The 25,345-nt window shown below is 72.9% G+C and carries 28 protein-coding genes; 11 read left to right on the top strand and 17 right to left on the bottom strand.

Annotation, left to right across the window (positions count from 1 at the left end):
• Positions 1 to 136 precede the first annotated feature (136 nt).
• On the top strand, positions 137 to 1,408 hold the full coding sequence (locus ACGFMP_RS20630; protein ID WP_393674147.1) for a nucleotide sugar dehydrogenase: 1,272 nt from the start codon (positions 137 to 139) through the stop codon (positions 1,406 to 1,408).
• Between the two features lie 186 nt (positions 1,409 to 1,594).
• Entirely contained in the window at positions 1,595 to 2,194 is a 600-nt protein-coding gene (locus ACGFMP_RS20625; RefSeq protein ID WP_393674145.1) for a hypothetical protein, read from the top strand.
• 75 nt (positions 2,195 to 2,269) lie between these two features.
• Here ACGFMP_RS20625 and ACGFMP_RS20620 read toward each other — a convergent pair whose 3' ends face one another.
• From ACGFMP_RS20620 to ACGFMP_RS20605, 4 genes are all read right to left on the bottom strand, one after another.
• Positions 2,270 to 3,391, bottom strand: a complete 1,122-nt coding sequence (locus tag ACGFMP_RS20620) for a GuaB3 family IMP dehydrogenase-related protein (protein WP_327289171.1) — start codon at positions 3,389 to 3,391, stop codon at positions 2,270 to 2,272.
• Positions 3,392 to 3,565: 174 nt separating this feature from the next.
• On the bottom strand, positions 3,566 to 5,065 hold the full coding sequence (guaB, locus tag ACGFMP_RS20615; protein WP_393674143.1) for an IMP dehydrogenase: 1,500 nt from the start codon (positions 5,063 to 5,065) through the stop codon (positions 3,566 to 3,568).
• 103 nt (positions 5,066 to 5,168) lie between these two features.
• On the bottom strand, positions 5,169 to 5,786 hold the full coding sequence (locus tag ACGFMP_RS20610) for a sigma-70 family RNA polymerase sigma factor (RefSeq protein WP_393674142.1): 618 nt from the start codon (positions 5,784 to 5,786) through the stop codon (positions 5,169 to 5,171).
• Positions 5,787 to 6,034: 248 nt separating this feature from the next.
• Entirely contained in the window at positions 6,035 to 6,646 is a 612-nt protein-coding gene (locus ACGFMP_RS20605) for a response regulator transcription factor (protein WP_003948568.1), read from the bottom strand.
• A gap of 474 nt (positions 6,647 to 7,120) precedes the next feature.
• Between ACGFMP_RS20605 and ACGFMP_RS20600 the strand changes: the two genes are divergently transcribed.
• The gene (locus ACGFMP_RS20600) at positions 7,121 to 7,423 is read left to right on the top strand and encodes a WhiB family transcriptional regulator (protein ID WP_393674140.1); all 303 of its coding nucleotides are present in this window, start codon (positions 7,121 to 7,123) and stop codon (positions 7,421 to 7,423) included.
• Positions 7,424 to 7,459: 36 nt separating this feature from the next.
• Here ACGFMP_RS20600 and ACGFMP_RS20595 read toward each other — a convergent pair whose 3' ends face one another.
• Positions 7,460 to 8,371 (bottom strand): LysR family transcriptional regulator, encoded by a 912-nt coding sequence (locus ACGFMP_RS20595; RefSeq protein WP_393674138.1) that lies wholly within the window; start codon positions 8,369 to 8,371, stop codon positions 7,460 to 7,462.
• A gap of 84 nt (positions 8,372 to 8,455) precedes the next feature.
• Here ACGFMP_RS20595 and ACGFMP_RS20590 point away from each other — a divergent pair, with 84 nt between their 5' ends.
• Genes ACGFMP_RS20590 through ACGFMP_RS20575 form a run of 4 tightly spaced genes read left to right on the top strand, consistent with a single transcriptional unit; the run spans position 8,456 to position 11,921 of the window.
• Complete coding sequence (locus ACGFMP_RS20590) at positions 8,456 to 9,571, top strand: aminotransferase class V-fold PLP-dependent enzyme (RefSeq protein WP_393674136.1); 1,116 nt, start codon at positions 8,456 to 8,458, stop codon at positions 9,569 to 9,571.
• Between the two features lie 58 nt (positions 9,572 to 9,629).
• Entirely contained in the window at positions 9,630 to 10,457 is an 828-nt protein-coding gene (locus ACGFMP_RS20585; RefSeq protein ID WP_393674134.1) for a GNAT family N-acetyltransferase, read from the top strand.
• Complete coding sequence (locus ACGFMP_RS20580; RefSeq protein WP_393674132.1) at positions 10,454 to 11,116, top strand: MOSC domain-containing protein; 663 nt, start codon at positions 10,454 to 10,456, stop codon at positions 11,114 to 11,116. Before ACGFMP_RS20585 ends, ACGFMP_RS20580 begins: the two co-directional genes overlap by 4 nt.
• Before the next feature lie 25 nt (positions 11,117 to 11,141).
• Complete coding sequence (locus tag ACGFMP_RS20575) at positions 11,142 to 11,921, top strand: SDR family NAD(P)-dependent oxidoreductase (RefSeq protein ID WP_393674130.1); 780 nt, start codon at positions 11,142 to 11,144, stop codon at positions 11,919 to 11,921.
• Positions 11,922 to 12,002: 81 nt separating this feature from the next.
• Here the strand turns inward: ACGFMP_RS20575 and groL are convergent, their stop codons facing one another.
• Together groL and groES are read right to left on the bottom strand one after the other, a co-directional pair.
• On the bottom strand, positions 12,003 to 13,625 hold the full coding sequence (gene groL, locus ACGFMP_RS20570) for a chaperonin GroEL (protein ID WP_393674128.1): 1,623 nt from the start codon (positions 13,623 to 13,625) through the stop codon (positions 12,003 to 12,005).
• Positions 13,626 to 13,761: 136 nt separating this feature from the next.
• Entirely contained in the window at positions 13,762 to 14,070 is a 309-nt protein-coding gene (gene groES / locus ACGFMP_RS20565) for a co-chaperone GroES (protein ID WP_393674126.1), read from the bottom strand.
• A 244-nt stretch (positions 14,071 to 14,314) separates the two neighbouring features.
• Between groES and ACGFMP_RS20560 the strand changes: the two genes are divergently transcribed.
• Positions 14,315 to 15,511: an SAM-dependent methyltransferase gene (locus ACGFMP_RS20560; protein WP_393674125.1), complete on the top strand. Its 1,197-nt coding sequence runs from the start codon at positions 14,315 to 14,317 to the stop codon at positions 15,509 to 15,511.
• 707 nt (positions 15,512 to 16,218) lie between these two features.
• Here the strand turns inward: ACGFMP_RS20560 and ACGFMP_RS20555 are convergent.
• The 5 genes from ACGFMP_RS20555 to tsaB all read right to left on the bottom strand — a co-directional run bounded on the left by ACGFMP_RS20555 (position 16,219) and on the right by tsaB (position 19,711).
• Entirely contained in the window at positions 16,219 to 17,064 is an 846-nt protein-coding gene (locus tag ACGFMP_RS20555) for a polysaccharide deacetylase family protein (protein ID WP_393674123.1), read from the bottom strand.
• A 98-nt stretch (positions 17,065 to 17,162) separates the two neighbouring features.
• Entirely contained in the window at positions 17,163 to 17,435 is a 273-nt protein-coding gene (locus ACGFMP_RS20550; protein WP_393674122.1) for a hypothetical protein, read from the bottom strand.
• Positions 17,432 to 18,541 (bottom strand): tRNA (adenosine(37)-N6)-threonylcarbamoyltransferase complex transferase subunit TsaD, encoded by a 1,110-nt coding sequence (gene tsaD / locus ACGFMP_RS20545; protein WP_393674120.1) that lies wholly within the window; start codon positions 18,539 to 18,541, stop codon positions 17,432 to 17,434. The genes ACGFMP_RS20550 and tsaD overlap by 4 nt, the downstream gene beginning before the upstream one ends.
• On the bottom strand, positions 18,534 to 19,007 hold the full coding sequence (gene rimI, locus ACGFMP_RS20540) for a ribosomal protein S18-alanine N-acetyltransferase (protein ID WP_393674298.1): 474 nt from the start codon (positions 19,005 to 19,007) through the stop codon (positions 18,534 to 18,536). Before rimI ends, tsaD begins: the two co-directional genes overlap by 8 nt.
• 38 nt (positions 19,008 to 19,045) lie before the next feature.
• On the bottom strand, positions 19,046 to 19,711 hold the full coding sequence (gene tsaB / locus ACGFMP_RS20535; protein ID WP_393674118.1) for a tRNA (adenosine(37)-N6)-threonylcarbamoyltransferase complex dimerization subunit type 1 TsaB: 666 nt from the start codon (positions 19,709 to 19,711) through the stop codon (positions 19,046 to 19,048).
• A gap of 101 nt (positions 19,712 to 19,812) precedes the next feature.
• Between tsaB and ACGFMP_RS20530 the strand changes: the two genes are divergently transcribed.
• A complete protein-coding gene (locus ACGFMP_RS20530) occupies positions 19,813 to 20,361 on the top strand; it encodes a hypothetical protein (RefSeq protein WP_393674116.1) in 549 nt (182 codons plus the stop codon).
• 78 nt (positions 20,362 to 20,439) lie between these two features.
• Here the strand turns inward: ACGFMP_RS20530 and ACGFMP_RS20525 are convergent, their stop codons facing one another.
• The 4 genes from ACGFMP_RS20525 to alr all read right to left on the bottom strand — a co-directional run bounded on the left by ACGFMP_RS20525 (position 20,440) and on the right by alr (position 23,662).
• Positions 20,440 to 20,580, bottom strand: a complete 141-nt coding sequence (locus tag ACGFMP_RS20525; RefSeq protein WP_393674114.1) for a hypothetical protein — start codon at positions 20,578 to 20,580, stop codon at positions 20,440 to 20,442.
• A 139-nt stretch (positions 20,581 to 20,719) separates the two neighbouring features.
• The gene (gene tsaE, locus ACGFMP_RS20520; protein WP_393674112.1) at positions 20,720 to 21,262 is read right to left on the bottom strand and encodes a tRNA (adenosine(37)-N6)-threonylcarbamoyltransferase complex ATPase subunit type 1 TsaE; all 543 of its coding nucleotides are present in this window, start codon (positions 21,260 to 21,262) and stop codon (positions 20,720 to 20,722) included.
• 59 nt (positions 21,263 to 21,321) lie between these two features.
• Entirely contained in the window at positions 21,322 to 22,527 is a 1,206-nt protein-coding gene (locus ACGFMP_RS20515) for an alpha/beta fold hydrolase (protein WP_393674110.1), read from the bottom strand.
• Entirely contained in the window at positions 22,520 to 23,662 is a 1,143-nt protein-coding gene (alr, locus tag ACGFMP_RS20510; RefSeq protein ID WP_393674108.1) for an alanine racemase, read from the bottom strand. Before alr ends, ACGFMP_RS20515 begins: the two co-directional genes overlap by 8 nt.
• A 71-nt stretch (positions 23,663 to 23,733) precedes the next feature.
• On the opposite strand from alr, the gene ACGFMP_RS20505 reads away from it, so the two are divergent.
• Together ACGFMP_RS20505 and ACGFMP_RS20500 are read left to right on the top strand one after the other, a co-directional pair.
• Positions 23,734 to 24,159: an SRPBCC family protein gene (locus ACGFMP_RS20505; RefSeq protein ID WP_393674106.1), complete on the top strand. Its 426-nt coding sequence runs from the start codon at positions 23,734 to 23,736 to the stop codon at positions 24,157 to 24,159.
• On the top strand, positions 24,156 to 24,608 hold the full coding sequence (locus ACGFMP_RS20500) for a MarR family winged helix-turn-helix transcriptional regulator (protein ID WP_393674104.1): 453 nt from the start codon (positions 24,156 to 24,158) through the stop codon (positions 24,606 to 24,608). The genes ACGFMP_RS20505 and ACGFMP_RS20500 overlap by 4 nt, the downstream gene beginning before the upstream one ends.
• A 27-nt stretch (positions 24,609 to 24,635) precedes the next feature.
• Here the strand turns inward: ACGFMP_RS20500 and ACGFMP_RS20495 are convergent, their stop codons facing one another.
• Complete coding sequence (locus ACGFMP_RS20495; RefSeq protein WP_393674102.1) at positions 24,636 to 25,256, bottom strand: TMEM175 family protein; 621 nt, start codon at positions 25,254 to 25,256, stop codon at positions 24,636 to 24,638.
• Between the last annotated feature and the right edge of the window lie 89 nt (positions 25,257 to 25,345).

The following is a 25,345-nucleotide window of genomic DNA, read 5'->3' as shown; positions in this document are numbered from 1 at the left end:
CCGGCGGTGCCCTGCCAGGCCAGACGGCCGGGTCCGCCCGGCGCGGCGTGTGGTCATATCAGTCATTTGTCTGGTTAGCCTGTTTTGAAGCCATGCATGAGCCCATTCGTGGTGGTCGCCAGGGAGGACACCCCCCATGCCCGCAGACCTCGCCGTACTCGGACTCGGCAGCACCGGACTCCCCCTCGCCCAGGCGGCCACCGCCGCCGGCGTCGGAGTCATCGGCTACGACCCCGATCCGGCCACCGCCGCCGACATCAACGCCGGCCGGGTGCCGCCCGGCTCGCTCGCGGCCGCCGACCTGCGCAGGATGCTGGCCTGCGGCTTCCGGGCCACCGCCGACCCCGCCGTGCTCGGCCGGGTGCGTACCGCGGTGATCTGCGCGCCCACCCCGCCAGGCGAGGACCACGCGCTCGACCTGTCGGCAGTCGCCGCGGCCGCCCGCGCGCTGGCCGCGCACCTGCGCCCGCACACCACCGTCGTGCTGGAGTCCGCCGTCTACCCCGGCACCACCGAGGGCTACCTGCGCCCGCTGCTGGAGTCGCACGGGCTGCGGGCCGGCCGCGACTTCCACCTCGCCTACTCCCCCGGCCGCCTCGACCCCGGAAACCGCGCCTTCCAGCTCGCCAACACCCCCAAGGTGGTGGGCGGCTGCACCCCCGCCTGCACCGAGGCCGCCGCCGCCTTCTACGGCCGCTTCACCGAGCGCATCGTCCGCGCCCGCGGCACCCGCGAGGCGGAGGCGGTCAAGCTGCTCGAGACCAACTACCGGCACGTCAACATCGCCTTCGCCAACGAGATGGCGGTCTTCTGCCACGACCTGGGCGTCGACCTCTGGGACGTCATCAGGTGTGCGGAGACCAAGCCGTTCGGATTCCAGGCCTTCCGTCCAGGCCCCGGCGTCGGCGGCCCCGCCGCTCCCCTCGATCCCAACGCCGCTCCGCACTTCACACCGCCTGCCCACCCCCGGCTGCCCGGACACCCGCTGCGGATGGTCGAACTCGCCCAGGAGGTCAACTCCCGCATGCCGCGCTACGTGGTCCAGCGCGCCGCGGCACTGCTCAACGAGCACGGCAAGTCGCTGCGCGGCGCCCGCATCCTGCTGCTCGGCGTCACCTACAAGGCCGACCTCGCCGACCAGCAGGGCGCCCCGGCCCGCGAGATCGGCACCCGGCTGCTCGAACTCGGCGCCGAGCTGTCCTACCACGACCCCTACGTACCCCAGTGGCGGGTCATGGACCGCCCGGTCCCGCGCGCCGACTCGCTGTGGGAGGCGGCCGCGGACGCCGACCTGACGCTGCTGCTCCAGCACCACCGCACGTACGACCTCCAGGGGCTCGCGGTCAAGGCGCAGCTCCTGCTCGACACCCGCGGCGCCACCCCGGCCGGAGCCGCCGCCCGACTGTGACCCGAGGGCCGCAAGTGCCCTGGTGGGACACGACGTATGGGTCCTGTAACGACCGGATGAATCCTCTTGTCCGATTGTCGCTCCCCCCTGCTAGATTTCGGCGTCACCGTTCGTACACGGGCATGAACGCATCAAACTGCGCGACCGCCGTACGGACCCTCAGCATTTCGTCCCCGGGGGAACCACATGAGCTCCAACTACCCGCCGCCGCCCCAGCAGCCCGGCGGCCAGAACCCGTACGCGCAGCAGCCGCCGCAGACCCCGCAGCCCGGCCAGCAGCCCTACGCGCCCTCCCCGTACGTCACCCCGCCGCAGGGCGCGGCACCCGGCGGCTTCAACGCCGCCGCCTACGCGCCGCCGGCCCCGATCGGCGCGCCGCCGGCCGGCAACCCAGGACTCGGCGTCCTGGCCGGATTCGCCGCGGCGCTGGTCGCCGCCGTGATCTACGGGCTGCTCATCAAGGCCACCAAGCACGAGATCAGCTACGCGGCGCTCGGCGTCGGCGCGATCGTCGGCTTCGCGATCGCCAAGGCCGGCGGCCGCAACCCGGCGCTGCCCTTCCTCGCCGTCCCGCTGGCTCTCTTCGGCGTCTACGCCGGCCAGATGTTCGCCATCGCGCTGGCCGTCTCCGACCTCCCCGGCGCCCCGGGCGTCGTGAGCATCCTCACCCACCACTACGGCCTGGTCCAGGACTACTGGAAGCACATCATGGACGGGAAGGACATCTTCTTCTTCGCCGTCGCCGGCATCGTGGGATTCGGGGTCTCCAAGAACGTGGCGAGCTGACACCGCCCGCGTCCGCACAGCGAGGAGGGGCCCTGCCGCATGACGCGGCAGGGCCCCTCCCGGTGTCGCCGGGCCTCAGCGGTGGTGCGTCGGCGAGACCGTGACCTCGACCCGCTGGAATTCCTTGAGGTCGGAGTAGCCGGTGGTGGCCATCGAGCGGCGCAGCGCGCCGAAGAAGTTCATCGATCCGTCCGGCGCGTGCGAGGGGCCGAGCAGGATCTCCTCCGTCGTGCCCGCGGTGCCCAGGTTCATCCGCTTGCCGCGCGGCAGTTCGGGGTTGACGGCCTCCATGCCCCAGTGGAAACCGCGGCCGGGGGCGTCCGTCGCGCGGGCCAGCGGCGAGCCCATCATCACCGCGTCGGCCCCGCAGGCGATCGCCTTCGGCAGGTCGCCGCTGGCGCCGAAGCCGCCGTCGGCGATGACGTGCACGTAGCGGCCGCCGGACTCGTCCATGTAGTCCCTGCGGGCCGCCGCCACGTCGGCCACCGCGGTGGCCATCGGCACCTGGATGCCCAGCACGTTCCGCGTGGTGTGCGCGGCGCCGCCGCCGAAGCCGACCAGCACACCGGCCGCGCCGGTGCGCATCAGGTGCAGGGCCGCGGTGTAGGTGGCGCAGCCGCCGACGATGACCGGCACGTCGAGCTCGTAGATGAACTGCTTGAGGTTCAGCGGCTCGTGGGACCCGCTCACGTGCTCGGCCGACACGGTGGTGCCGCGGATCACGAACAGGTCGACCCCGGCGTCCACCACGGCCTTGGAGAACTGGGCGGTGCGCTGCGGCGACAGCGCGGCCGCCGTCACCACTCCGGCGTCCCGCACCTCCTTGATCCGCTGGCCGATCAGCTCCTCGCGGATCGGCGCCCGGTAGATCTCCTGGAGGCGGGCGGTGGCCCGGACGTCATCGAGCTCGGCGATCTCCGCGAGCAGCGACTCCGGGTCGTCGTACCTGGTCCACAGCCCCTCCAGGTTCAGCACACCGAGCCCGCCGAGGTTGCCGATCCTGATCGCGGTCTCCGGCGAGACGACCGAGTCCATCGGCGCGGCCAGGAAGGGCAGCTCGAAGCGGTAGGCGTCGATCTGCCAGGCGATCGAGACCTCTTTCGGGTCCCGGGTGCGGCGGCTGGGCACCACGGCGATGTCGTCGAACGAGTACGCCCTGCGGCCTCGCTTGCCCCGACCGATCTCGATCTCTGTCACGTCCGTGCCTCTCTCTGTGGCCTGCGGCCCCAGTATCGCGCACCGGCGCGGTGCCCCTCGCGCTCCGGGCCGCGCCGGAGGTGTCCCGGGGCGCGCGAAAGTGTCCCGGGCGCGCCTGCGGGGTGCCTTCGCATGCTGCGAGGGCACCCCGTCGGCTCACCCGGGAGGGCGGATTCAGCTGTGGTAGTTCGGCGCCTCGACGGTCATCTGGATGTCGTGGGGGTGGGACTCCTTGAGGCCCGCGGCCGTGATGCGCACGAAGCGCCCCTTGGACTCCATCTCGGAGACGGTGGCGGCACCGACGTATCCCATGGTCTGGCGCAGGCCGCCGACGAGCTGGTGGAGCACCGCGGACAGCGGGCCCCGGTAGGGCACCTGGCCCTCGATGCCCTCGGGCACGAGCTTGTCGTCCGAGGAGACCTCGCCCTGGAAGTAGCGGTCCTTGGAGTACGAGCGGCCCTGGCCGCGGGACTGCATCGCGCCGAGCGAGCCCATGCCGCGGTAGGACTTGAACTGCTTGCCGTTGATGAAGAGCAGTTCGCCCGGGGACTCCTCGCAGCCGGCGAGCAGGCTGCCGAGCATGACGCTGCTCGCGCCCGCGGCAAGCGCCTTGCCGATGTCGCCCGAATACTGCAGGCCGCCGTCGCCGATGACGGGGACGCCCGCGTCGATACAGGCCTGCGCGGCCTCGTAGATCGCGGTGACCTGGGGGACGCCGATGCCGGCGACGACACGGGTGGTGCAGATCGAGCCGGGGCCGACCCCGACCTTGACGCCGTCCACGCCCGCGTCGATCAGCGCGCGGGCGCCGTCGCGGGTGGCGACGTTGCCGCCGACGACGTCGATGCCGACGGCCGCCTTGATCTTGGACATCCAGTTGAGCGCGTTGCTGTTGTGGCCGTGCGAGGTGTCGACGACCAGGAAGTCCACTCCGGCGCCGACCAGCGCCTGCGCGCGGTCCAGCGCCTCGGGCCCGGCGCCCACCGCGGCGCCGACGACGAGCCGGCCCTCGGAGTCCTTGGCCGCGTGCGGGTACTGCTCGGCCTTGACGAAGTCCTTGACGGTGATCAGGCCGCGCAGCCGGCCCTCCTCGTCGACCAGCGGCAGCTTCTCGATCTTGTGGCGGCGCAGCAGCGCCATCGCGTCCACGCCGGAGATGCCGACCTTGCCTGTGACCAGCGGCATCGGCGTCATGACCTCGCGGACCTGGCGCGCGCGGTCGGACTCGAAGGCCATGTCGCGGTTGGTGACGATGCCGAGCAGCCGCCCGGTGCCGTCGGTGACCGGGACGCCGCTGATCCGGAACTTCGCGCACAGCGCGTCCGCGTCGCCGAGCGTGGCGTCGGGGCGGACCGTGATCGGGTCGGTGACCATGCCGGACTCGGAGCGCTTGACCAGGTCGACCTGGTTGACCTGGTCCTCGATCGACAGGTTGCGGTGCAGTACGCCGACGCCGCCCTGCCTGGCCATCGCGATGGCCATCCTGGCCTCGGTGACCTTGTCCATCGCCGCGGACAGCAGCGGGATGTTGACCTTGACGTTGCGCGAGATGAGCGACGAGGTGTCCACCTCGTTGGGCAGCACCTCTGACGCGCCCGGCAGCAGCAGCACATCGTCGTAGGTCAGCCCGAGCGCGGCGAATTTCTCGGCTACTCCGTCGGCGTTCAGCGTCATGACACCTTCCCGAATGGTCTTGCCCGGCGAGTTGTTCAATGGTAGTGGCATCGCCGGTATTCCCAGGACCGCCCAGGTGAGGGGCCGTGCCAGGCCCTAGGCCCTAGGCGCTCAGGCCGCCGGCGCCCGCCGCGTGGGCGGCGGCCGACTCCTCGGCGATGGCCCGCAGCCGGCTGAGCGCGCGGTGCTGCGCGACCCGTACGGCTCCCGGCGACATGCCGAGCACCTGGCCGGTCTCCTCGGCGCTCAGCCCGACGGCGACCCGGAGCAGGACCAGCTCGCGCAGGTGCCCGGGCAGCCGGTCCAGGAGTTCCTTGGCCCAGGCCGCGTCGCTGTTGCGCAGCGCGCGCTCCTCGGGGCCGAGGGAGTCGTCCGGCTTCTCCGGCATCTCGTCGGAGGGGACGGCGGTGCTCCCGGGGTGGCGCATGGCCGCCCGTTGCAGGTCGGCGACCTTGTGGGCGGCGATGGACACCACGAAGGCCTCGAAGGGCCGGCCCAGGTCGCGGTAGCGCGGCAGTGCGCACAGCACGGCCAGGCAGACCTCCTGGGCGAGGTCGTCGACGAAATGCCGTGCGTCACCGGGCAGCCGGGACAGCCGGGTGCGGCAGTAGCGCTCGGCGAGCGGGTGCACGTGGGCCAGCAGGTCGTGGGTCGCGCGCTGGTCGCCGTCGACGGCACGACGAACGAGGGCACCGATGGCCGGAGTGTCGTCGTCGCGCATCCACCCATGGTGCCTCGCCGCCGGAGCTTCCGCGGCATCGCGGCCGTACTTCTGCACCGAAGCGTTATCAGCCGCCGTGGCCGAGGCCGCGGCGGAGTCCGCGGCAGCCACTGTCATCTCCGCCTTCTCGTCCGCCATGTGAAGCCCCCGCCGATCCCCGAGGAAGTCCATACGTCAAGCATGCGTCCTCCCCCGGGAAACCGAGGACTCGTGGGCGACTTCGCCGTACGGCGTACGGCGTAGTCGGGTCAGCGGACCAGGCCCCAGCGGAAGCCGAGGGCCACCGCGTGTGCCCGGTCCGATGCGCCGAGTTTCTTGAACAGCCGCCGCGCGTGCGTCTTGACGGTGTCCTCCGAGAGGAAGAGCTCGCGGCCGATCTCGGCGTTGGACCGCCCGTGGCTCATCCCCTCGAGCACCTGGATCTCGCGCGCGGTCAGGGTGGGCGCGGCGCCCATCTCGGCGGACCGCAGCCGGCGCGGGGCGAGCCGCCAGGTCGGGTCGGCCAGCGCCTGCGTGACGGTGGCCCGCAGTTCGGCGCGCGAGGCGTCCTTGTGCAGGTAGCCGCGGGCACCGGCGGCCACGGCGAGGGCGACGCCGTCCAGGTCCTCCGCGACGGTGAGCATGATGATGCGGGCGCCGGGGTCGGCGGACAGCAGCCGCCGGACGGTCTCGACACCGCCGAGGCCGGGCATCCTGACGTCCATCAGGATGAGGTCGGACCGGTCGGCCCCCCAGCGGCGGAGCACTTCCTCGCCGTTGGCCGCGGTGGTTACGCGCTCGACGCCGGGCACGGTCGCCACCGCGCGGCGCAGGGCCTCTCGGGCGAGCGGGGAGTCGTCGCAGACGAGGACGGAAGTCATGACCGCCCTCCGCAGCTGAACCGCGTCACGTTGTGCCTCCAGGCTGTACGAAGTCTTCACCGTTGGGGCTGACGGCATCGGGCAGATGCCCGAATCCTGTGGGACCGCTTGGGCCGCCAACCGCTTCCGCCACACTCAACGACCCTCACCCGAAAGAGTTACGAAGTTTGGTGGCCGCCATCGGCACTCTACGTGATCACGCGCCTACGGATCAGTCACGCCGCAGGTCAGAACGGGTGAGCCGGGGGATATCCGATCCTCCTGCGGCACGACCGCAAGGGGGGCCGGCCCGGCGGATGCTGCTGAACGGGTGTTATGCCGGACTTTGCACCCTTTGGCCGCTCTTTTCTGATGCGTGCGCTAATCGCCGCTAGATTGGCGATGAGTCATATTTACATCTACTACGACAGTAGATGTACGGTCGGAGACACCGAGGTCGTCTTGGCCGTCACGCACCCGTCGAGGGGATGAGCAATGGCAGACTTCTCCCGCCTTCCCGGCCCGAACGCCGATCTCTGGGACTGGCAGCTGGTGGCCGCCTGCCGAGGCGTCGACAGCTCGTTGTTCTTCCACCCCGAGGGCGAGCGCGGCGCGGCCCGCAGCGCGCGGGAGGCCGCGGCCAAGGAGGTGTGCATGCGCTGCCCCGTGCGGGCGGAGTGCGCCACCCACGCCCTTGCCGTACGGGAGCCGTACGGCGTGTGGGGCGGGCTCACCGAGGACGAGCGCGAGGAGATGCTGGGCCGCTCCCGGCACCGGATGCTCAGCTCGCAGAACTAGCGCCCCTCCGCACCGACCGCAGAATCGATTCTTCGGTCACACCCGCCGCAATCCCGCCCGTGCCAGCCGCCCCAGCATCATGTCCACCGCAGGTACGTGCGCGAGGTCAGGCAGCGTGAGCGCCACGACCTCGCGCTGCACGGCAGGGCGCAGCGCGATCACCGCGACGCCCCGCGAACGCAGCGACTCCAGCGCGAGCCGCGGCATCACCGCCACCCCCACACCCGCCGCGACCAGGCCGATCACCGCCGGATAGTCGTCCGTCGCGAAGTCGATCCTGGGGGTGAAGCCCTCCCGCTCGCACAGCTCCACCAGATGCCCCCGGCAGCGCGGGCACCCTGCGATCCACCGCTCGTCGGCCAATTCCGCCATGCCCGCCGGCTCCGTGCGGCCGGCCAGCCGGTGCCACCGCGGCACCACCGCGACCAGCCGGTCGGCGAGCAGCGGGCGAACCACTAGGTCGTCCCACGACTCCTCGGCCGGCGTCGGCAGATCCGGGTAGCGGAAGGCCAGGGTGATGTCGCAGTCCCCGGCCCGCAGCAGGTCGACCGAGTCCGGCGGCTCGGCCTCCACCAGCGACACCTCGGTCCCCGGGTGCCGCTCCCGCATCTCCGCGACCGCCCCCGGCACCAGCGTCGAGATGCCCGAGGGGAAGGACGCCAGCCGCACCCGGCCCGCCCGCAGCCCGGCGATCGCGGCCACCTCCTCCGCGGCCGCCGCCAGCCCGGCCAGGATCCCGTCGGCATGCCGCACCAGCGCCTCGCCGGCCTGCGTGAGCCGCATCTCGCGCGGCCCGCGCACCAGCAGCGGGGTGCCCGCTGACGCCTCGAGCGCCTTCATCTGCTGGCTCACCGCCGGCTGCGTGCAGCCCAGCGCCCTGGCCGCCGCCGAGAAGGAACCACCACGCGCCACCGCCCGCAGCACCCGCAGATGCCGTGCCTCGATCATGCCTCCCACCATAAGCATTGCTTAGGTATCCACCCCATAAATCAGCGATGGACTTTGCCCTGCCCCCGGTCCAGGCTGGCATTCATGAGCGCCCACGCATCAGCAGCCCACGCCCCCGCGGCCCGTGCGACCACCGCCCTCAGCCCCGCCCTCGCCGACCTGTGCGCCGCCGAATACCCCGGCCTGCCGGCCGGATACCTCAACGCCGCCACCCACGCACTCGCCCCGGCCCGCACCGTCACCGCCCTGCGCGGCGCCCTCGACTCGTGGGCGGCGGGCCGGCCCGACACCGGCGGCTACGAGGTCGCGGTCGCCGACGCCCGCGCCGCCCTCGCCCGCATCACCGGTGTGCCGCTGTCCCAGGTCGCCCTGGCAGGAACCGTCGCGGGCGGCGTCGGCCTGATCGCCGCCGCCCTCCCGCCGGGCGCCGAAGTCGTCGCCTACCAGGAGGACTTCAGCTCCCTGGTGCACCCCTTCGCCGCCCGCACCGACCTGCGGCTGCGGCTCGTCCCGCTCCAGGACCTCGCCGACGCCGTACGCCCCGGCACCGCGCTGGTCGCCGTCAGCGCCGCGCAGTCAGCCGACGGCCGCGTCGCCGACCTCGCCGCGATCCGTGCCGCGGCAGCGGCGCACGGCGCCCGCACCCTGCTCGACGCGACCCAGGCCATCGGCTGGCTCCCGATCGACGCCGGCGACTACGACTACGTGGTCTGCCACGGCTACAAGTGGCTGGTCAGCCCGCACGGAGCCTGCTTCCTGACCATCCGCCCCGGCGCGGAGTCCACCCTCTCCCCCGCCTTCACCGGCTGGTACGGCGCCGACGACCCCTGGGCGTCCTGCTACGGCCCCGTCGCCGAGCTGGCGCCCGGCGCCCGGCGCTTCGACGCCCGGCCCGCCTACCTGGCCTACGTCGGAGCCGCCGCGTCGCTCTCGCTCATCGAGGAGATCGGCGTGCCCGCCATCCACGCCCACGACCTCGCACTCGCCGACCGGCTCCGCGACGGCTTCACCGCCCTCGGCTACGACCCGGTCCCCGGCCGCTCCGCGATCGTCGCCGTCCCCGCTGTCCCGCAGGCCGTCCACCAGCGCCTCACCGAGGCAGGTGTGGCCTTCTCCGCCCGAGCCGGAAACCTGCGCTTCGCGCCGCACTTCTACAACACCCCTGCGGACGTGGACCTCGCGCTCGCGGCGGCCGGCTGAGCCCCGGCGGCCGGGTAAACCGGTTGGACCTGCCGCGGTGTGGTGGTGCAATGCCCGGATGAACCCCGCAGAAGCCCTCGCGCTCTTCGACGCCCAGCTCCGCCGCGACGCTCCCCCCGAGACCCCCGGCACCCGGGTCGACCGCGGCGCCGGGGTGGTGCGCCAGGTGGGCGCCGGAGTCCACGAGTGGTGCGGCATCCTCTGGTCCGACCTCGACGCGGACACCGCGGACGCCGCCGTCGAGGCGCAGCTGCGCTGGCTGCGCACCCCGGAAGCCGCAGGCCGCGAATTCGAGTGGAAGACGTACTCCCACGACCGCCCCGCCGACCTGGGCGACCGGCTGCGCGCGGCGGGCTTCACGCCCGAGCCGCCGGAGACCCTCATGGTCGCCGAGGTCGACGAGGTCACAGCCCTCACCCGTGACGCGGCGCTGCCCGACGGCGTACGGCTGGAGCCGGTCAAGGACGCCGCCGGGGTCGACATGGCCGCCGCGGTGCACGAGCAGGCGTTCGGCGCCGACGCGCAGCGGCTGCGTGCCAGGATGCTCGACCAGATCACCCGGAGCCCCGACACCGTGACCATCGTGCTGGCGATGGCGGGCGAACTGCCGGTGTGCGCGGCACGGATGGAACTCGTCCCGGGGACGGACTTCGCGGGCCTGTGGGGCGGCGGCACCGTCGAGCAGTGGCGCGGCAGGGGCATCTACCGCGCACTCATCGCGCACCGGGCGCGTATCGCCGCCGCACACGGGTACCGCTACCTCCAGGTCGACGCGTCGGAGGACAGCCGCCCTATCCTGGCGCGGCTCGGCTTCACGGCGCTGAGCGTGACCACCCCGTACCTGATCACGGCCCCTGACCCGGAAGCCCAGGAAGAGGGACGATGAAGCTGCTCAGCGTCAACGTGGGCCGCCCGATGCCCAATCCGTGGAAGCGGCTGGCCGCCACCGGCATCGACAAGCTGCCGGTCAAGGGCCCGGTCGCGGTGCGGGCACCCGGGCCGAAGGGCACAGGTGCCGTCGGACTGGCCGGCGACCGCGTCTACGACATCAAGAACCACGGCGGCGACGACCAGGCGGTCTACGCCTACGCCCGTGAGGACCTCGACCGCTGGGAGCGCGAGCTGGAGCGCAGCTTCGGCAACGGCTCCTTCGGCGAGAACCTGACGACCACCGGCTACGACGTCAACGCCGCGCTGATCGGCGAGCGGTGGCAGGTCGGCGCGGACGGGCCGCTGCTGGAGGTGTCCTGCCCGCGCATCCCGTGCGCGACCTTCGCCGGCTGGCTGGACGAGCGCGGCTGGATCAAGCGCTTCACCGAACGCGCGCTGCCCGGCCCGTATCTGCGGGTGGTCGAACCCGGCGAGCTGAGCGAGGGCGACACCGTCGAGGTCGTCCACCGGCCGGCGCACCAGGTGACCGTGGAGCTCTCCTTCCGGGCGTTGACCACGGAACCGGACCTGCTGCCCAGGCTGCTGGAAGCCGACGCGCTGCCCGCGGAGGATCTGCGCCAGATCAGGGAACGGCTGGCGCGCACCCGGCGCTGAGCGGCGCTGCGCCTACCCTGCCGGTATGACGACTTCCCTCATCACGGGTGCGACGGCGGGTATCGGCGCGGCGTTCGCGCGGCGGCTGGCGGCCGACGGGCACGATCTGGTCCTCGTCGCCAGGGACGGCGTGCGGCTCGACGAGTCCGCGGCCGAGCTGCGCAAGCGCCACGGCGTCGGCGTCGAGGTGCTCCAGGCCGACCTCGCCAGCGACGGCGGCATCTCCGCGGTCGAGGGCAGGCTGCGGGACACCGCCATGCCACCGGTCGACGTCCTGGTCAACAACGCCGGATTCGGCAACCGCGGCCGCTTCCTCCAGGCGCCCATGACCGACGAGCTGCGCATGCTCACCCTGCACTGCGAGGCGGTGCTGCGGCTGACCGCGGCGGCCGCCGACGGCATGCGGCAGCGGGGCCGCGGCTCGATCGTCAACGTGGCGTCGGTCGCCGCGTTCATGCCGCGCGGCACCTACGCGGCGAGCAAGGCGTGGGTCGTCCGCTTCACCGAGGGCGCCGCCCTCGACCTGCGCGGGTCCGGCATCCGCTTCCTCGTCCTGTGCCCGGGATTCGTCCGCACCGAATTCCACGAGCGGGCCGGCATGGACCCGGCGCGGCTGCCCCGCTGGGCGTGGCTCGACGCGGACAAGGTCGTGTCCGCGAGCCTGCGCGACCTGGCCAGGGGAAAGGTGGTGAGCGTGCCGGACGCCCGCTACAAGGCGGCGGTCAGCCTCGCCCGCCACGTCCCGTCCCGCCTCTTCGGCGCCCTCTCGTCGGGCGCGGGCCGCAAGTACGACCCCAAGGTCTGAGCCCGAAGGCCATCCCCGCGGCACGGCCGACGCCCGCCGCCCCTGAGCGGGGTGGCGGGCGTCGGCCGGGAAAAGGCGAGGTCAGTGCGAGTGGCCGTGACCGCCGCCGGCGGCCTCCGGCTCCTCTTCCTTCTTCTCCACGACCAGCGTCTCGGTGGTCAGCAGGAGCGAGGCGATGGACGCCGCGTTCTCCAGGGCGGAGCGGGTGACCTTGACCGGGTCGATGACACCGGCCTTGACCAGGTCGCCGTACTCGCCGGTGGCCGCGTTGAAGCCGTGGCCCTTCTCGAGCTCGGCGACCTTCGAGGTGATGACGTAGCCCTCGAGGCCGGCGTTCTCGGCGATCCAGCGCAGCGGCTCGACGGCGGCGCGGCGGACGACGGCCACACCGGTGGCCTCGTCGCCCTGCTTGCCCAGGTTGTCGCCGAGGACCTTCACCGCGTGGACGAGGGCGGAGCCACCGCCGGAGACGATGCCCTCCTCGACGGCGGCGCGGGTCGCGGAGATCGCGTCCTCGAGGCGGTGCTTCTTCTCCTTGAGCTCCACCTCGGTGGCGGCGCCGACCCGGATGACGCAGACGCCGCCGGCCAGCTTGGCCAGCCGCTCCTGCAGCTTCTCGCGGTCCCAGTCGGAGTCGGTGGTGCCGATCTCCGCCTTGATCTGGTTGACGCGGCCCTCGATCTCGGCCTTGTCGCCCGCACCGTCGACGAGAGTGGTCTCGTCCTTGGTGATGGTGGCGCGGCGGGTGGTGCCCAGCAGGTCGAGACCGGCCTGGTCCAGCTTGAGGCCGACCTCCTCCGCGATGACGGTCGCACCCGTGAGGGTGGCGATGTCGCCAAGCATGGCCTTGCGGCGGTCACCGAAGCCGGGCGCCTTGACCGCGACGGCGTTGAACGTGCCGCGGATCTTGTTGACGACCAGGGTGGACAGCGCCTCGCCCTCGACGTCCTCGGCGATGATCAGCAGCGGCTTGGAGCCACCCGCCTGGATGATCTTCTCGAGCAGCGGCAGCAGGTCCTGGATCGACGAGATCTTGCCCTGGTGGATGAGCACGTACGGGTCGTCGAGGACGGCCTCCATACGCTCCTGGTCCGTCACGAAGTACGGCGACAGGTAGCCCTTGTCGAAGGCCATGCCCTCGGTGAACTCCAGGTCCAGGCCGAAGGTGTTGGACTCCTCGACGGTGATCACACCGTCCTTGCCGACCTTGTCCATGGCCTCGGCGATCAGCTCGCCGACCTGCTTGTCCTGCGCGGACAGCGCGGCGACGGCCGCGATGTCCTCCTTGCCCTCGATGGCGCGCGCGGTGGCCAGCAGCTCCTCGGAGACCGCCTTGACGGCCGCGTCGATGCCCTTCTTGAGCGAGGCGGGGGACGCACCGGCCGCCACGTTCCGCAGGCCCTCGCGGACCAGCGCCTGGGCGAGCACCGTCGCGGTGGTGGTGCCGTCACCCGCGATGTCGTTGGTCTTGGTCGCCACCTCCTTGACGAGCTGGGCGCCCAGGTTCTCGTACGGGTCCTCCAGCTCGACCTCACGCGCGATGGTCACACCGTCGTTGGTGATGGTCGGCGCACCGAACTTCTTGTCGATGACGACGTTGCGGCCCTTGGGGCCGATCGTCACCTTCACGGTGTCGGCGAGCTTGTTGACGCCGCGCTCCAGGGCGCGACGGGCGTCCTCGTCGAACTTAAGAATCTTGGCCATGCCTGCGAACTACCTCGTCTACTCGTCTAATCACGTCGTCACGGACGGTAAGGACGGTGAAAGAAACCGCCCCGGGGACCCGGCCTCAAGGACACGGACTCCCGGGGCGGGATCACGGCTGCAGCAGCCGGGGGAACTACTTCTCGACGATCGCGAGAACGTCGCGGGCCGAGAGGACGAGGTACTCCTCGCCGTTGTACTTCACCTCGGTGCCGCCGTACTTGCTGTACAGCACGACGTCGCCGACGGCGACGTCGAGCGGCAGCCGGGTGCCGTCCTCGAAGCGGCCCGGGCCCACGGCCAGGACGACGCCCTCCTGGGGCTTCTCCTTGGCGGTGTCCGGAATGACCAGGCCCGAGGCCGTGGTCTGCTCGGCGTCGAGCGGCTGGACCACAATGCGGTCCTCAAGCGGCTTGATGGCAACCTTGGTGCTGGCGGTCGTCACGATCCGACCTCCCCCTTCAAAGGGCTCACGGGAGTGTCTGTCTGGGTCGGCGACCTGGTAGGCCCGTCGTCGCGGGTGCCGGACCTGCCCGTCGCTGTTTGTCTGGCACTCAGCGGGGCCGAGTGCCAGAAGTGAGACTAGGACGCCTTTAGCACTCGGTCAAGCGGAGTGCCAGCCGCGCGCCGTCGCCGGGACGCCCGCCGGGACCTCGCCGGGGACCTCGGGGGACGCCCGCACCGGCACAATGAGCCGGGTGAAGGCTGAGGATCTCGAAGGGCTGCTGACCGCAGAGGGTCAGGAACTGCTGGCAGGGCTGCGCGAGCACGACCCCGTGGACGACCTGGCCGTCGCCACCAGGCTGCGGCGTACGCACGACGCAGGGCTCGTCGCCGCCGCACTCGGCCAGGCGCGGCTGCGGCAGCGGGCCGTCGCCAAGTTCGGCGCGGACGACGCGCACCGGATGTACTTCACGCCGCACGGACTCGAACAGTCCACCCGTTCGTCCGTGGCCACGCACCGGGCGCGGCGCTTCGCCTCCTTCCGGCCGGAAGGCGTGGCCGACCTGTGCTGCGGCGTCGGCGGCGACGTCATCGCCATGCTGCGGGCCGGCCTGTCCGTGCGAGCCGTCGACCGCGACCCGCTGACCTGCGCCGTCGTCGCCGCGAACGCCGCCGCGCTCGGCCTCGCCGACCGCCTCGACGTGGTGTGCGCCGACGTGGCGGACGCCGGCACCGGCGGTCTCGACGGGGTCTTCGTCGACCCGGCGCGGCGCACCGCGAGGGGCCGGGTGTTCGACCCCGAGGCCTACTCGCCGCCGCTGTCCTGGGCGCAGGCCGCCGCGGCCCCGGGTTCACCCGGAGCGGTGAAGGTCGCCCCCGGCATCCCGCACGAAGCCGTGCCGCCGGCCGCGGAAGCCGAGTGGATCTCCGACGGCGGTGACGTGAAGGAGGCCGTGCTGTGGTTCGACGGCCGCGGCGACCGGGTACGGCCGGGCGGCCGCCGCGCGACGCTGCTGCCCTCCGGCGCCACGATCGTCGGACGCGGCCTGCCGGACCCCCCGGTGCGGCCGGTCGGGCGCTACCTGTACGAGCCCGACGGCGCCGTCATCCGGGCGCATCTCGTGGCCGAGGTCGCCGAGGAGATCGACGGCGGGCTGATCGACCCGACGATCGCGTACATCACCGCCGACGGGTTGCGGCCGACGCCGTACGCCACCGCGTACGAGGTCACCGATGTGCTGCCGTTCGGGCTGAAGCGGCTCAAGGCGCTGGTGCGGGAGCGGGGGGTCGGCGTCCTGACCGTCAAGAAGCGGGGGTCTGCGGTGGATCCGGAAGACCTCCGCCGCCGGGTGCGGCCCCCGGGGCCGCACTCCGCCACCGTCTTCCTGACCCGCGTATCCGGCGCCCCCACCATGCTCCTGGCCTCCCCGGCCCCTGCCTAGCCCCACCGGCGCGCGGGTCGCCACCGCCCCAAAGGGGCTGATCGGTCCGATCCGGACCACCGGCCGGTGGCCGGTTACCCGCGCAGTTCCCCGCGCCCCTGATGGTTGCCCTCTCCCGCAAGGAGCACCCCCAAGGGGCGCGAGGAACTGCGCGACAAGCCCCCCACGGCCGTCGTGGTACGACGAACCGCCACCACCCCAGGGGCGCGTGGGGGCACCCCCAGGCGAAGCCCTGGTGGACAACGGAGCGGCCAGCCGCGTACGGCCGTCGTGTGGGGACGGACCGCACCACCCCAGGGGCGCGGGGAACGGCGCGACAAGCCCCCACCGGGGGCGCGGGTCGTCACCGGCCCAAAGGGGCTGTTGCTGTCGCACACGGACCACCCGCCCGGTGGCCGGTTGCCCGCGCAGTTCCCCGCGCCCCTGATGGTTGCCCTCTCCCGCAAGGAGCACCCCCCAGGGGCGCGAGGAACTGCGCCACAAGCCCCCCACCCACCGTCACGTGGCGACCAACCGCGCCACCCCAGGGGCGCGTGGGGGCACCCCCAGGCGAAGCCCTGGGGGAGAACGGAGCCACATGCCCCCCACCGGGGCGCGGGTCGTCACCGACCCAAAGGGGCTGATCGGTCCGATCCGGACCACCCGCCGGTGGCCGGTTGCCCGCGCCCCTGGGTGGCACCTTCTTGCCGAAGGGGAGCGGGGGCCGGTCAGATGTAGTCCTCGAGGCGGGCCAGGGTGAAACCCTGGGACGCGACTTGTCGCAGCAAATTGGCCGTCATCACGGTCATCGTCTCGCCCTTGAGCTGCGAGGGCCCTCGAAAGTGGGCCAGAATGATGTCCCCGGGATGGAATTTCTTGTCGGGCCGCTGGAATTGCACCTTCTTGATCTGCATCGATTCGCGCCAGAGAATCATGGCCCGCAGCCCGCCGCAGGATTTCACGGCGGCCCGGGTGTCGGAGTTGTAGTTGCCGTAGGGCGGCCGGAAGAGCCCGGGAGCCTTCCCGTATTCCTGTGTGAGCTTCTGCTGCTGGAAGCAGATTTCGTGCTTCTGCTGGGCTTGTGTCCGCCCGTGCAGGTCAGGGTGGCTGAGCGTGTGGTTCTCTATCGAGTTGCCCATGGCCTGGAGCGGCCGGAAGAAGCCGTAGTCGTTCTTGATGATGTCGTCGGTGAGGAACATCGTGAAGGGGATCTTGAGGTCCCGCATCATCTCGACGAACTTGGGGTCCTTCTCGGCCCCGTCGTCGAAGGTGAGGAAGACGATCTTCCGGTCGGTCGGTATGTCACTGACCACCGGTATTCGCCCGTCGCCGGTGCGTATGGGTTTGACGGCGGGCGGGGCGGGCGGCGGCGGGAGCAGCGGGATGCCCCATTTGCGGAAGGCGGCGGCGCGGTCGTCCGTCGGTGTCGCCGTGGGGGTGTGTGCGGGTGTCGTGGAAGCCGTCGTGGACTCGCCGGGGGCGGGGGAGCCGGTGGGGGTGCCGGCGGAGCAGCCCGCGGTGAACAGCAGGCCCAGGAGCAGGAGGACAGCGGTTTTCCCGCGTGGTGCGCGCATCGGGGAGGGACCCTACGTCGGTGCTGCTACGTCAAGGAGGGAGCGCGCGACCGCGGACTGGGGCGTCGGCCGCGCGCTCACCTTGGACGAGGGGTTTTTCAGCCCGCGGGTTCCACTGCCACCGAGGTGAACCGCCAGCGGTGCACCTGGCGCCGTACGAGGCCGGCGGCCGGGTCGGGGAGTTCGGGGAGTTCGGCGCCGGGTTCGGCGTCCCACCAGGTGAGTACGAGGACGCGGTCGCCGGGCGCGGTGAGGAATTCGCGCCGCAGGAAGCCGCCGGGCAGTGCGGTGGCGGCCTGCCGTGCCCAGTCGAGGAGTTCGGCGCCGCGGCCGGGGGCGGCGGCGGCCTCCCACATGAGGGTGACGGTCATCCGTAGAGGTTGTCCTTGCTCGCCTGGTGCATGTGGTCGTGGGTGTGCGCCTGCTCGTGGGTGTGGCCGGGCACGGACACCTCCGTCACCGGCAGCGAGGAGTCGGCGGGGAGGTCGAAGGTGGAGGAGGGCCGGTTCCTGGCCACCATCTCGGCGCCGAGCGCGGCCACCATCGCGCCGTTGTCGGTGCACAGGCCGGGCCGCGGCACGCGCAGCCGGATTCCGGCGTCGGCGCAGCGTTCCAGGGCCAGCGAGCGCAGCCGGGAGTTGGCGGCGACTCCGCCGCCGATCATCAGGTGGTCGACGCCGTTGTCCTTGCAGGCCTTGAGTGCCTTGCGGGTGAGCACGTCGACGACCGCTTCCTGGAAGGACGCGGCCACGTCGGCGATCGGCACGTCCTGGCCGTCCCTGCGGCGGGCTTCGACCCAGCGGGCGACGGCGGTCTTGAGGCCGGAGAAGGAGAAGTCGTAGACGGGGTCGCGGCCGCCGGTCAGGCCGCGCGGGAAGGCGATGGCGGCCGGGTCGCCGTCGCGGGCGTGCCGGTCGATGGCGGGGCCGCCGGGGAAGCCGAGGCCGAGCACCCGGGCGACCTTGTCGAAGGCCTCGCCTGCCGCGTCGTCGATGGTGGCGCCGAGCGGGCGCACGTCGCCGGTGATGTCGGGGGCGAGCAGCAGCGAGGAGTGGCCGCCGGAGACCAGCAGCGCCATCGTCGGCTCGGGCAGGGCGCCGTGTTCGAGCTGGTCGACGCAGATGTGCGAGGCGAGGTGGTTGACGCCGTAGAGCGGCTTGCCCAGCGCGTAGGCGTAGGCCTTGGCGGCGGACACCCCGACGAGCAGCGCGCCTGCCAGGCCGGGGCCCGCGGTCACGGCGATGCCGTCGAGGTCGCGGGCGCTCACCCCGGCTTGTTTCAGGGCGCGCCTGATGGTGGGGACCATCGCCTCCAGGTGGGCGCGGCTGGCGACCTCGGGGACGACGCCGCCGTAGCGGGCGTGTTCGTCGACGCTGGAGGCGACGGCGTCGGCGAGCAGGGTGTGCCCGCGGACGATGCCGACGCCGGTCTCGTCGCAGGAGGTCTCGATGCCGAGCACCAGGGGTTCGTCAGGCATGGAATTCCTCAGCCAGGTTCTGTGCCGGGTCGGCGCGGCGCATGACGAGCGCGTTGACGTTCCCCGGCTGGTAGTAGCCCTTGCGGATGTCGATCGGCTCGAAGCCGAAGCGCAGGTAGAGCCGCTGGGCGCGGATGTTGTCGACCCGCACTTCGAGCAGCACCTCGTCGCACTCCGCGGCGGTCGCGGCCCGCAGCAGGGCGGTGAGCAGCCGGGCGCCGAGCCCGGTGCCCCAGTGGTCGCGGGCGGCGGCGATGGTCTGCACGTCGCCGGTGCCCGCGGTGGCGGCGAGTCCCGCGTAGCCGACGACGCGGCCGTCGGGCGTCTCGGCGACGATGTACGTGCGGCTCGCGGCCGGGTGCCTGGTGTCGGCGAGTTCGGACCAGAACATGCCGCGGGACCAGGCGTCGTCGGGGAAGAGGTCGTGTTCGAGTGCGATGACCCGGTCCAGGTCCCACCAGCGCATGTCGCGCAGAACGACGTCTGTCCCGTCGCGCAGGTCGTTCACTTCGGCAGGACCGCCTTGTAGCCGGCGGGGACCTGGGCGTCGGGGCGGCGCAGGTAGAGCGGCAGCGCGGGCGCGAAGTCCTCGCCCGCGGCCAGCCGGTGGGCGGCGAGCGCGGCGAGCGAGCCGGCGGACTGGTGGGCGGGGTCGGGGCGGCGGTCGGGGAAGGCCTCGGGGTAGAGCGCGGCGCCGGGGCCGACGGCGGGCAGCGCCCTTACCTCCTGCGGCAGGTCGGCGGGCCGGTCGACCGCGGCTTGGGTCACGCGGCGGCCGGGGGCGTCGTAGCGGGCCCAGTAGACCTCTTTGCGGCGCGCGTCGGTGGTCACCGTGAACGGCCCGTCGAGCCCTGCCTCGCCGGCGGCCCAGGCGAGGCCGTCGAGGGTGCACAGGCCGTGGACGGGGATGTCGAGGGCGTCGCCGAAGGACGCGGCGGTGACCAGGCCGACCCGCAGCCCGGTGTAGGGGCCGGGTCCGACGCCGACGACGATGCCGGTGACGTCGGCGAGCGCGCGGCCCGCGGCGGCCAGCACCCGGTCGACGGCGGGCACCAGGAGTTCGCCGTGCCTGCGCGCGTCGATCACCGTGGATTCGGCGAGCACCCGCTCCCCGTCGTGCAGGGCGGCGGTGACGGCGGGCGTGGCGGTGTCGAAGGCAAGCAGCAGCACGCCCCCAGGGTACGGGCAGCGTCCGCACACCCGCGGCGGCGGTCGCCGTGGCTGCTACCGTCAACGGGGAGCGAGCGCGCAGACCCGACCGGAGGACACCCGTGGCAATCAAGGCCGGCACCCTTGTCTCGGGATTGACCGCGGGGGCCATAGCGGTGATCGCGGTCCTGGCCGTGCAGGCGTCGGGCTCGGCACCGAAGAGCCCCGCGGCGGCGCATTCCGCGCCTCCGCCGAAGAAGTCCGTGCCGGCCAAGCCGACCCCGAAGACGTACCCGCTGCCGCTGCACTCGGGCATCGGGAAGCGCGTCGTCTACAGCATCTCCGCCAAGCGCGTGTGGCTGGTGGACGGCGGCAACAAGGTGATCCGCACGTATCCGGTGGTCGCGGGCAACCTGGCGCCGTCCAAGGGGCTGCACTACGTCTTCTCCCGGCGGGCGACCGGCACCGGCGGTGACGGCAAGCAGGTCGAGCACATCGCGCTGTTCGCGACGACCCGCGGTGTCCACGTGGGCTTCAGCGCGGCCGTCGACGGTTCGCTGACCAAGCCGGACCCGGCGACGAAGAACGCGGCGATCCGGGCCACCCGGGCCGACACCGCGGCCATGTGGCAGTTCGCGACGTCCGGCAGCGCCATCGACGTGATGCCCTGACGGCAGGTCGCCCGCTGCGGCGGGGCGGGCATGCGGGCGCGGCATCTTGCCGCGCCCGTCGCATTTCACCCGTTCGGGCTATGCCGCGTCCTCGTCGGGGACGTCGGGGCGAGGCGTGGCGGGCGGCGGCGTGGAGATCCGGCGGGCCGCCTCGGCGGCGGCCAGCAGGTCGCTGAAGGTGGGGACGGGCGGGGGCTGCGGATGGTCGTGGGCCGACATGGTGCCTCCCCGAGCGGTGGAAGTTAGGCAGCCCTAAGCGGGCTCCCGGGGACCAGGACACCACGGGTGCCGGTCCCTGCGCAACATCTTCCCGACAGCCTGTCGGTTCATGCCGCGCCCGCTCCGGGAGGCCCGGCGCTCAGACTTCGAGCGCCGCCAGGTCGGTGGCGGCCCAGCGGGGGCCGACACCGCTCACGGTCACCACGCGGGCGTCGTCGTCGGCGTCGGGCGTGGAGCCCACCGTGCGCTCGATGACGACCTGGAGGCGGGCCTCCGAGAGCTCCTCGACCTTGCCCTCGCCCCACTCGACGACCACCACCGACTCCGGCAGCGACACGTCGAGGTCCAGGTCCTCCATCTCGTCGAGGCCGCCGCCGAGCCGGTAGGCGTCCACGTGCACCAGGGCGGGGCCGCCGGTCAGCGAGGGGTGGACGCGGGCGATGACGAAGGTCGGCGAGGTGACGGCGCCGCGTACGCCAAGGCCCTCCCCCAGACCCCGGGTCAGGGTGGTCTTGCCCGCGCCCAGTTCGCCGTTGAGCAGGACCAGGTCGCCTGGGGCGAGCAGCGCGGCGAGGCGGCGCCCCAGGTCACGCATGCGCTCTGCGGTGCGTACGGTGATCCGGACGGCGGGGGGGAGCCGGTCCTGCGTGCCCGCGGGGTACGGTTCGTGCGGTGTGCCCATGACCGCGAAGCCTACGCGTCACGCACCGCGGGGCGCCCGCGCCCGGCCCGCACGGCCGGTCACGCCTCGCCCGCGGTCGCCAGCTCGCGCAGGCCGTCGGCGACCGGCGCCTGCACGGAGTCAGCGGCGTGCGAGATGAGCAGCGCGAGGGCGGAGTTGACCAGCCCCGGCCGTTCGAATATCACCAGGTGCCCGGCGCCCGGCACGATGACCAGCTCGGCGTCCGGCAGCTTCTCGGCGATCTCGGTGCTGTGCGCGCTGGGCGTCAGCAGGTCCTTGTCCCCGGCCATCACCAGCCCCGGCAGCCCGTCGAGCACGGCGAGCGCGTCGCCCTTCTCGTGCTCGGTGAAGGCCGGGTAGAACTCGGCGACCACGTCGATCGGCGTCGACTCGATCAGCCGCTCGGCGAACCGCCCGACCGCCGGGTCCACGTCGGAGCCGAACGAATAGCGCTTGATGATCCCGGCGAAGAGCTCGGCGGTGGCCCGCCGGGCCCGCTCCACCAGGTCGGCCTGGCTGCCCATGATCTTCAGCAGCCCCGGCGCGACCGCGCGGAAGGCCCGCGCCCCGACCGCGGGCAGCCCGAGGGTGACCGCGGCGAGCTTGCCCGACGAGGTGGAGATGAAGCCGACTCCTGCGACGCGCTCGTGTACGTAGTCCGGGTACTGGTCGGCGAAGGCCATCACGGTCATGCCGCCCATCGAGTGACCGACCAGCACCACGGGGCCCTCGGGCACCGCCGCGTCCAGGACGGCCTTCAGGTCGCGGCCGAGCTGGTCGATGGTCGCGGGGCCGCCCGCGGCCTGGTCGTGGCCGCGCCCGCTGCGGCCGTGGCTGCGCTGGTCCCAGTAGACCGCGCGGACGGCGCCGCGCAGGGCGGCCCGCTGGAAGTGCCAGGAGTCCTGGTTGAGGCAGTAGCCATGGGAGAAGACCACGGTGAGCGGCAGCGGCGCCGACGCGCCGCCCCTGCGGCCGCGCAGCCAGCCCCTGCGGGACGGCTCGGGCGGCTCGGGGGCGGCCGCGTCCTCGGTCTCGTAGTAGAGCTCGGTGCCGTCCTCCGCGGTCGCGGTGCCCGCGGTGCCGCGCAGGCTGCCGTAGGGGCCGGTGGCGTCCAGCGCCAGCTGCGCCTTGCGGCGCACGCCCCTGCCGACGGTGACCCGCTCGATCGCCACCCCGGCGGCGGCGCCCGCGGCCACCACGCCGATCGCGGCGCCGACCAGGCCGGCCCGCTCCCACTTCACCCCGTCTCCCACCTGCTCAGCCACTCTCCCCGTAGACCCGCGGCACCCGGCCGCCGATCCGCGTGACGATCTCGTACGCGATGGTGCCGCACGCCCGCGCCCAGTCCTCCGCGGTCGGCTCGCCCCGGTCGCCGGGGCCGAACAGCAGCACCTCGTCACCGGCGGACGCGGCGTCGCCGCCGAGGTCCACCACGAACTGGTCCATCGCCACCCGTCCCGCCACCGTCCGCCATTTCCCGGCCACCAGGACCGGTCCCACGCCGGACGCATGCCGCGGCACACCGTCTCCGTACCCCAGCGGGACCAGTGCAAGCGTCGTCGGACCCGGCGTCACATAGCGGTGGCCGTAGCTGACACCGTGGCCGCCGGGCACCGACTTGACCGAGGCCAGCCGGGCGGCGAGCGTCATCACCGGGCGCAGCCCGAAGTCCGCGGGCCCGCCGACCTGCGGCACCGGGGAGATGCCGTACATGGCCACGCCCGGCCGCACCAGGTCGAAGTGCGACTCGGGCAGCGTCAGGGTGCCGGGCGAGTTGGCGATGTGCCGCACCTCCGGGTCGAGGCCGGCGTCCGCTGCCTGCTCCAACGCGGTGCGGAAGACGCCGAGTTCGCGCTCGATCGAGGGGTGCCCCGGCTCGTCGGCGCAGGAGAAGTGCGCCCACACCCCGGTGACCCGGATCAGCCCGGCTTTCTCCGCCGCCCTCGCCGCCGCGGTCAGCGCGGGCCATTCTGCGGGCTGCGCGCCGTTGCGGCCGAGGCCCGCGTCGATCTTGAGCTGTACGCGGGCGGTGCGGCCCGCGGCCCGCGCCGCCGCCACCGCCTCGTCCAGCGCCCAGTGCGCGCTGACGGTCACGTCGACATCGGCCTCGACGCAGTCGCGCCAGGGGCCGCCCGGCGTCCACAGCCAGCACAGCACCCGGCCGCCGACACCGGCCGCGCGCAGCGCCAGGGCTTCTTCCGGGGTGGCCGCGCCCAGCCAGGTGGCACCCGCCTCCAGCGCGGCCCGCGCGCAGGGGACCATGCCGTGGCCGTACGCGTCGGCCTTCACGACCGCCATGAAGGCCGCGCCGGGGGCCTTCGCCCGCAGGGCCGCGACGTTCGCCCGCAGTGCGCCCAGGTCGATGTGCGCCCAGCCGCGCCCGCTCGTCATGTCGTTCATCCAGGTCAGTGTCTCAGGCGTGGGTCATGGTTGCCCTTGACGGCCCGATAGTAAGCGCGCATACTAAAAGCATGATGACTCTCGGAACGGCCCACATCACCTCGTCCGCCGCCCCCGCCGCCTTCTTCGCCCGCTGGGCGGACATGGCGACCTGGCCCGAGTGGAATGCCGACACCGCGTGGGTGCGGCTCGACGGGCCCTTCACCGAGGGCGCCACCGGCGTCCTCAAGCCCAGGGGCGGGCCGAAGGTGCCCTTCGTGGTGTCCGCGCTGGTCCACGGCGAGGAGTTCACCGACGTCTCGAAGCTGGTCGGCGCCCGGCTGACCTTCCGCCACCTGGTCTCCGCCACCCCCGAGGGGTCCACCCGGGTGGACGTCACCGCCACGCTCGGCGGCCCGCTCGCCCGGCTGTGGAACCTGGCACTCGGCAAGGGCATCGCCGGCAGCCTCCAGACCGACCTCGACCGGCTGCGCGACGTCGCGGAGGCCGCGGCGTGACCTCCTCCCCGCTGGCCACCGGCTTCGGCTCCGCGGAGGAGAGCCCCGGCCTGCTGCTCTGGCAGGTCACCAACCGCTGGCAGGCCGCACAGCGCGCGGCCCTCAAGCCCTACGGGCTCACCCACGTGCAGTTCGTGCTGCTCGCCTCGCTGACCTACCTCCAGGCGGAGGACGCCCCCGTCACCCAGCGCCGGCTCGCCGACCACGCGGCCACCGACCCGATGATGACCTCGCAGGTGCTGCGCGCCCTTGAGGCCCGCGACCTGCTCACCCGCCACCCGCACCCCCACGACGCCAGGGCCCGGGCCCTGTCCCCCACCGCGGAGGGCCGCGACCTCGCCAACCGCGCGGTGGGGGCCGTGGAGGCCTGCGACGCCGCCTTCTTCGCGGCGCTCGGCCCCGGGACCGCCGGCTTCGCGGCCGCCCTGCGCACGCTCCGGGACGCCTGACCCGCCGCGGACCGGCCGGGACCCGCCCTACGCCGCCCGGCGCCGCCTGCGCAACCGGCCGAGGACCACCCTGATCGGGATCAGGACGACCCAGCACCACTTGGCGCCCGCGGGCGAGGCGAAGGCCAGCGGCACCGAGACGACGAAGACGAGGATCGTCGCGCCCAGGTCGGCGGACAGCAGCCGCACGCTGGCGGCGGACAGCGGGCTGCTGAGCAGCTGCGGGCGGCGGGCCACGTACAGCAGCAGGCCGAGGTGCACGGCGTCGACCACGGCGACGGCGCCCGCGTAGATCGCCACCGCCTCGGGCTGGCTGCCGTAGTCCGCCAGGAGCGTGGTGGGGAAGGGCATCAGGGCGACGAGTCCGAGGCCCAGCAGGGTGAGCCGGACGAGCACCTCGTCGGCTCTGACGACCTTCCCGAAGATCCGCCGGTGGTCGCGCCAGAGCGCGGCGATCACCACGAAGCTCAGCCCGTACGCCAGCAGGGAGTCGACCGTCTCCCGCAGCGCGTGCCGGAATTCGGCCGGGTCGAGCCCCTGCCGGACGCTGATGTCGAGCACCAGCAAGGTGATGGCGATCGCGAAGACTCCGTCGGACAGCGCAAGCAGACGGTTCGGCTCGTCGGTCGTCACCGCGGATTCGCTCATGAGCCGATCCTACGAAGCCCGCGGGCACGCCTCGGCGCCGTCCCGCTGCCGGACCCATGGTCAGGAGGGAGCCGCCCGGCCCCCGTCGG

Origin of the sequence: Streptomyces sp. NPDC049040 (assembly GCF_043197715.1) — a bacterium.
Lineage (GTDB): Bacteria > Actinomycetota > Actinomycetes > Streptomycetales > Streptomycetaceae > Actinacidiphila.
The sequence above is the reverse complement of the archived record's forward strand: the minus strand, read 5'-3'. Positions and strand labels throughout refer to the sequence as shown.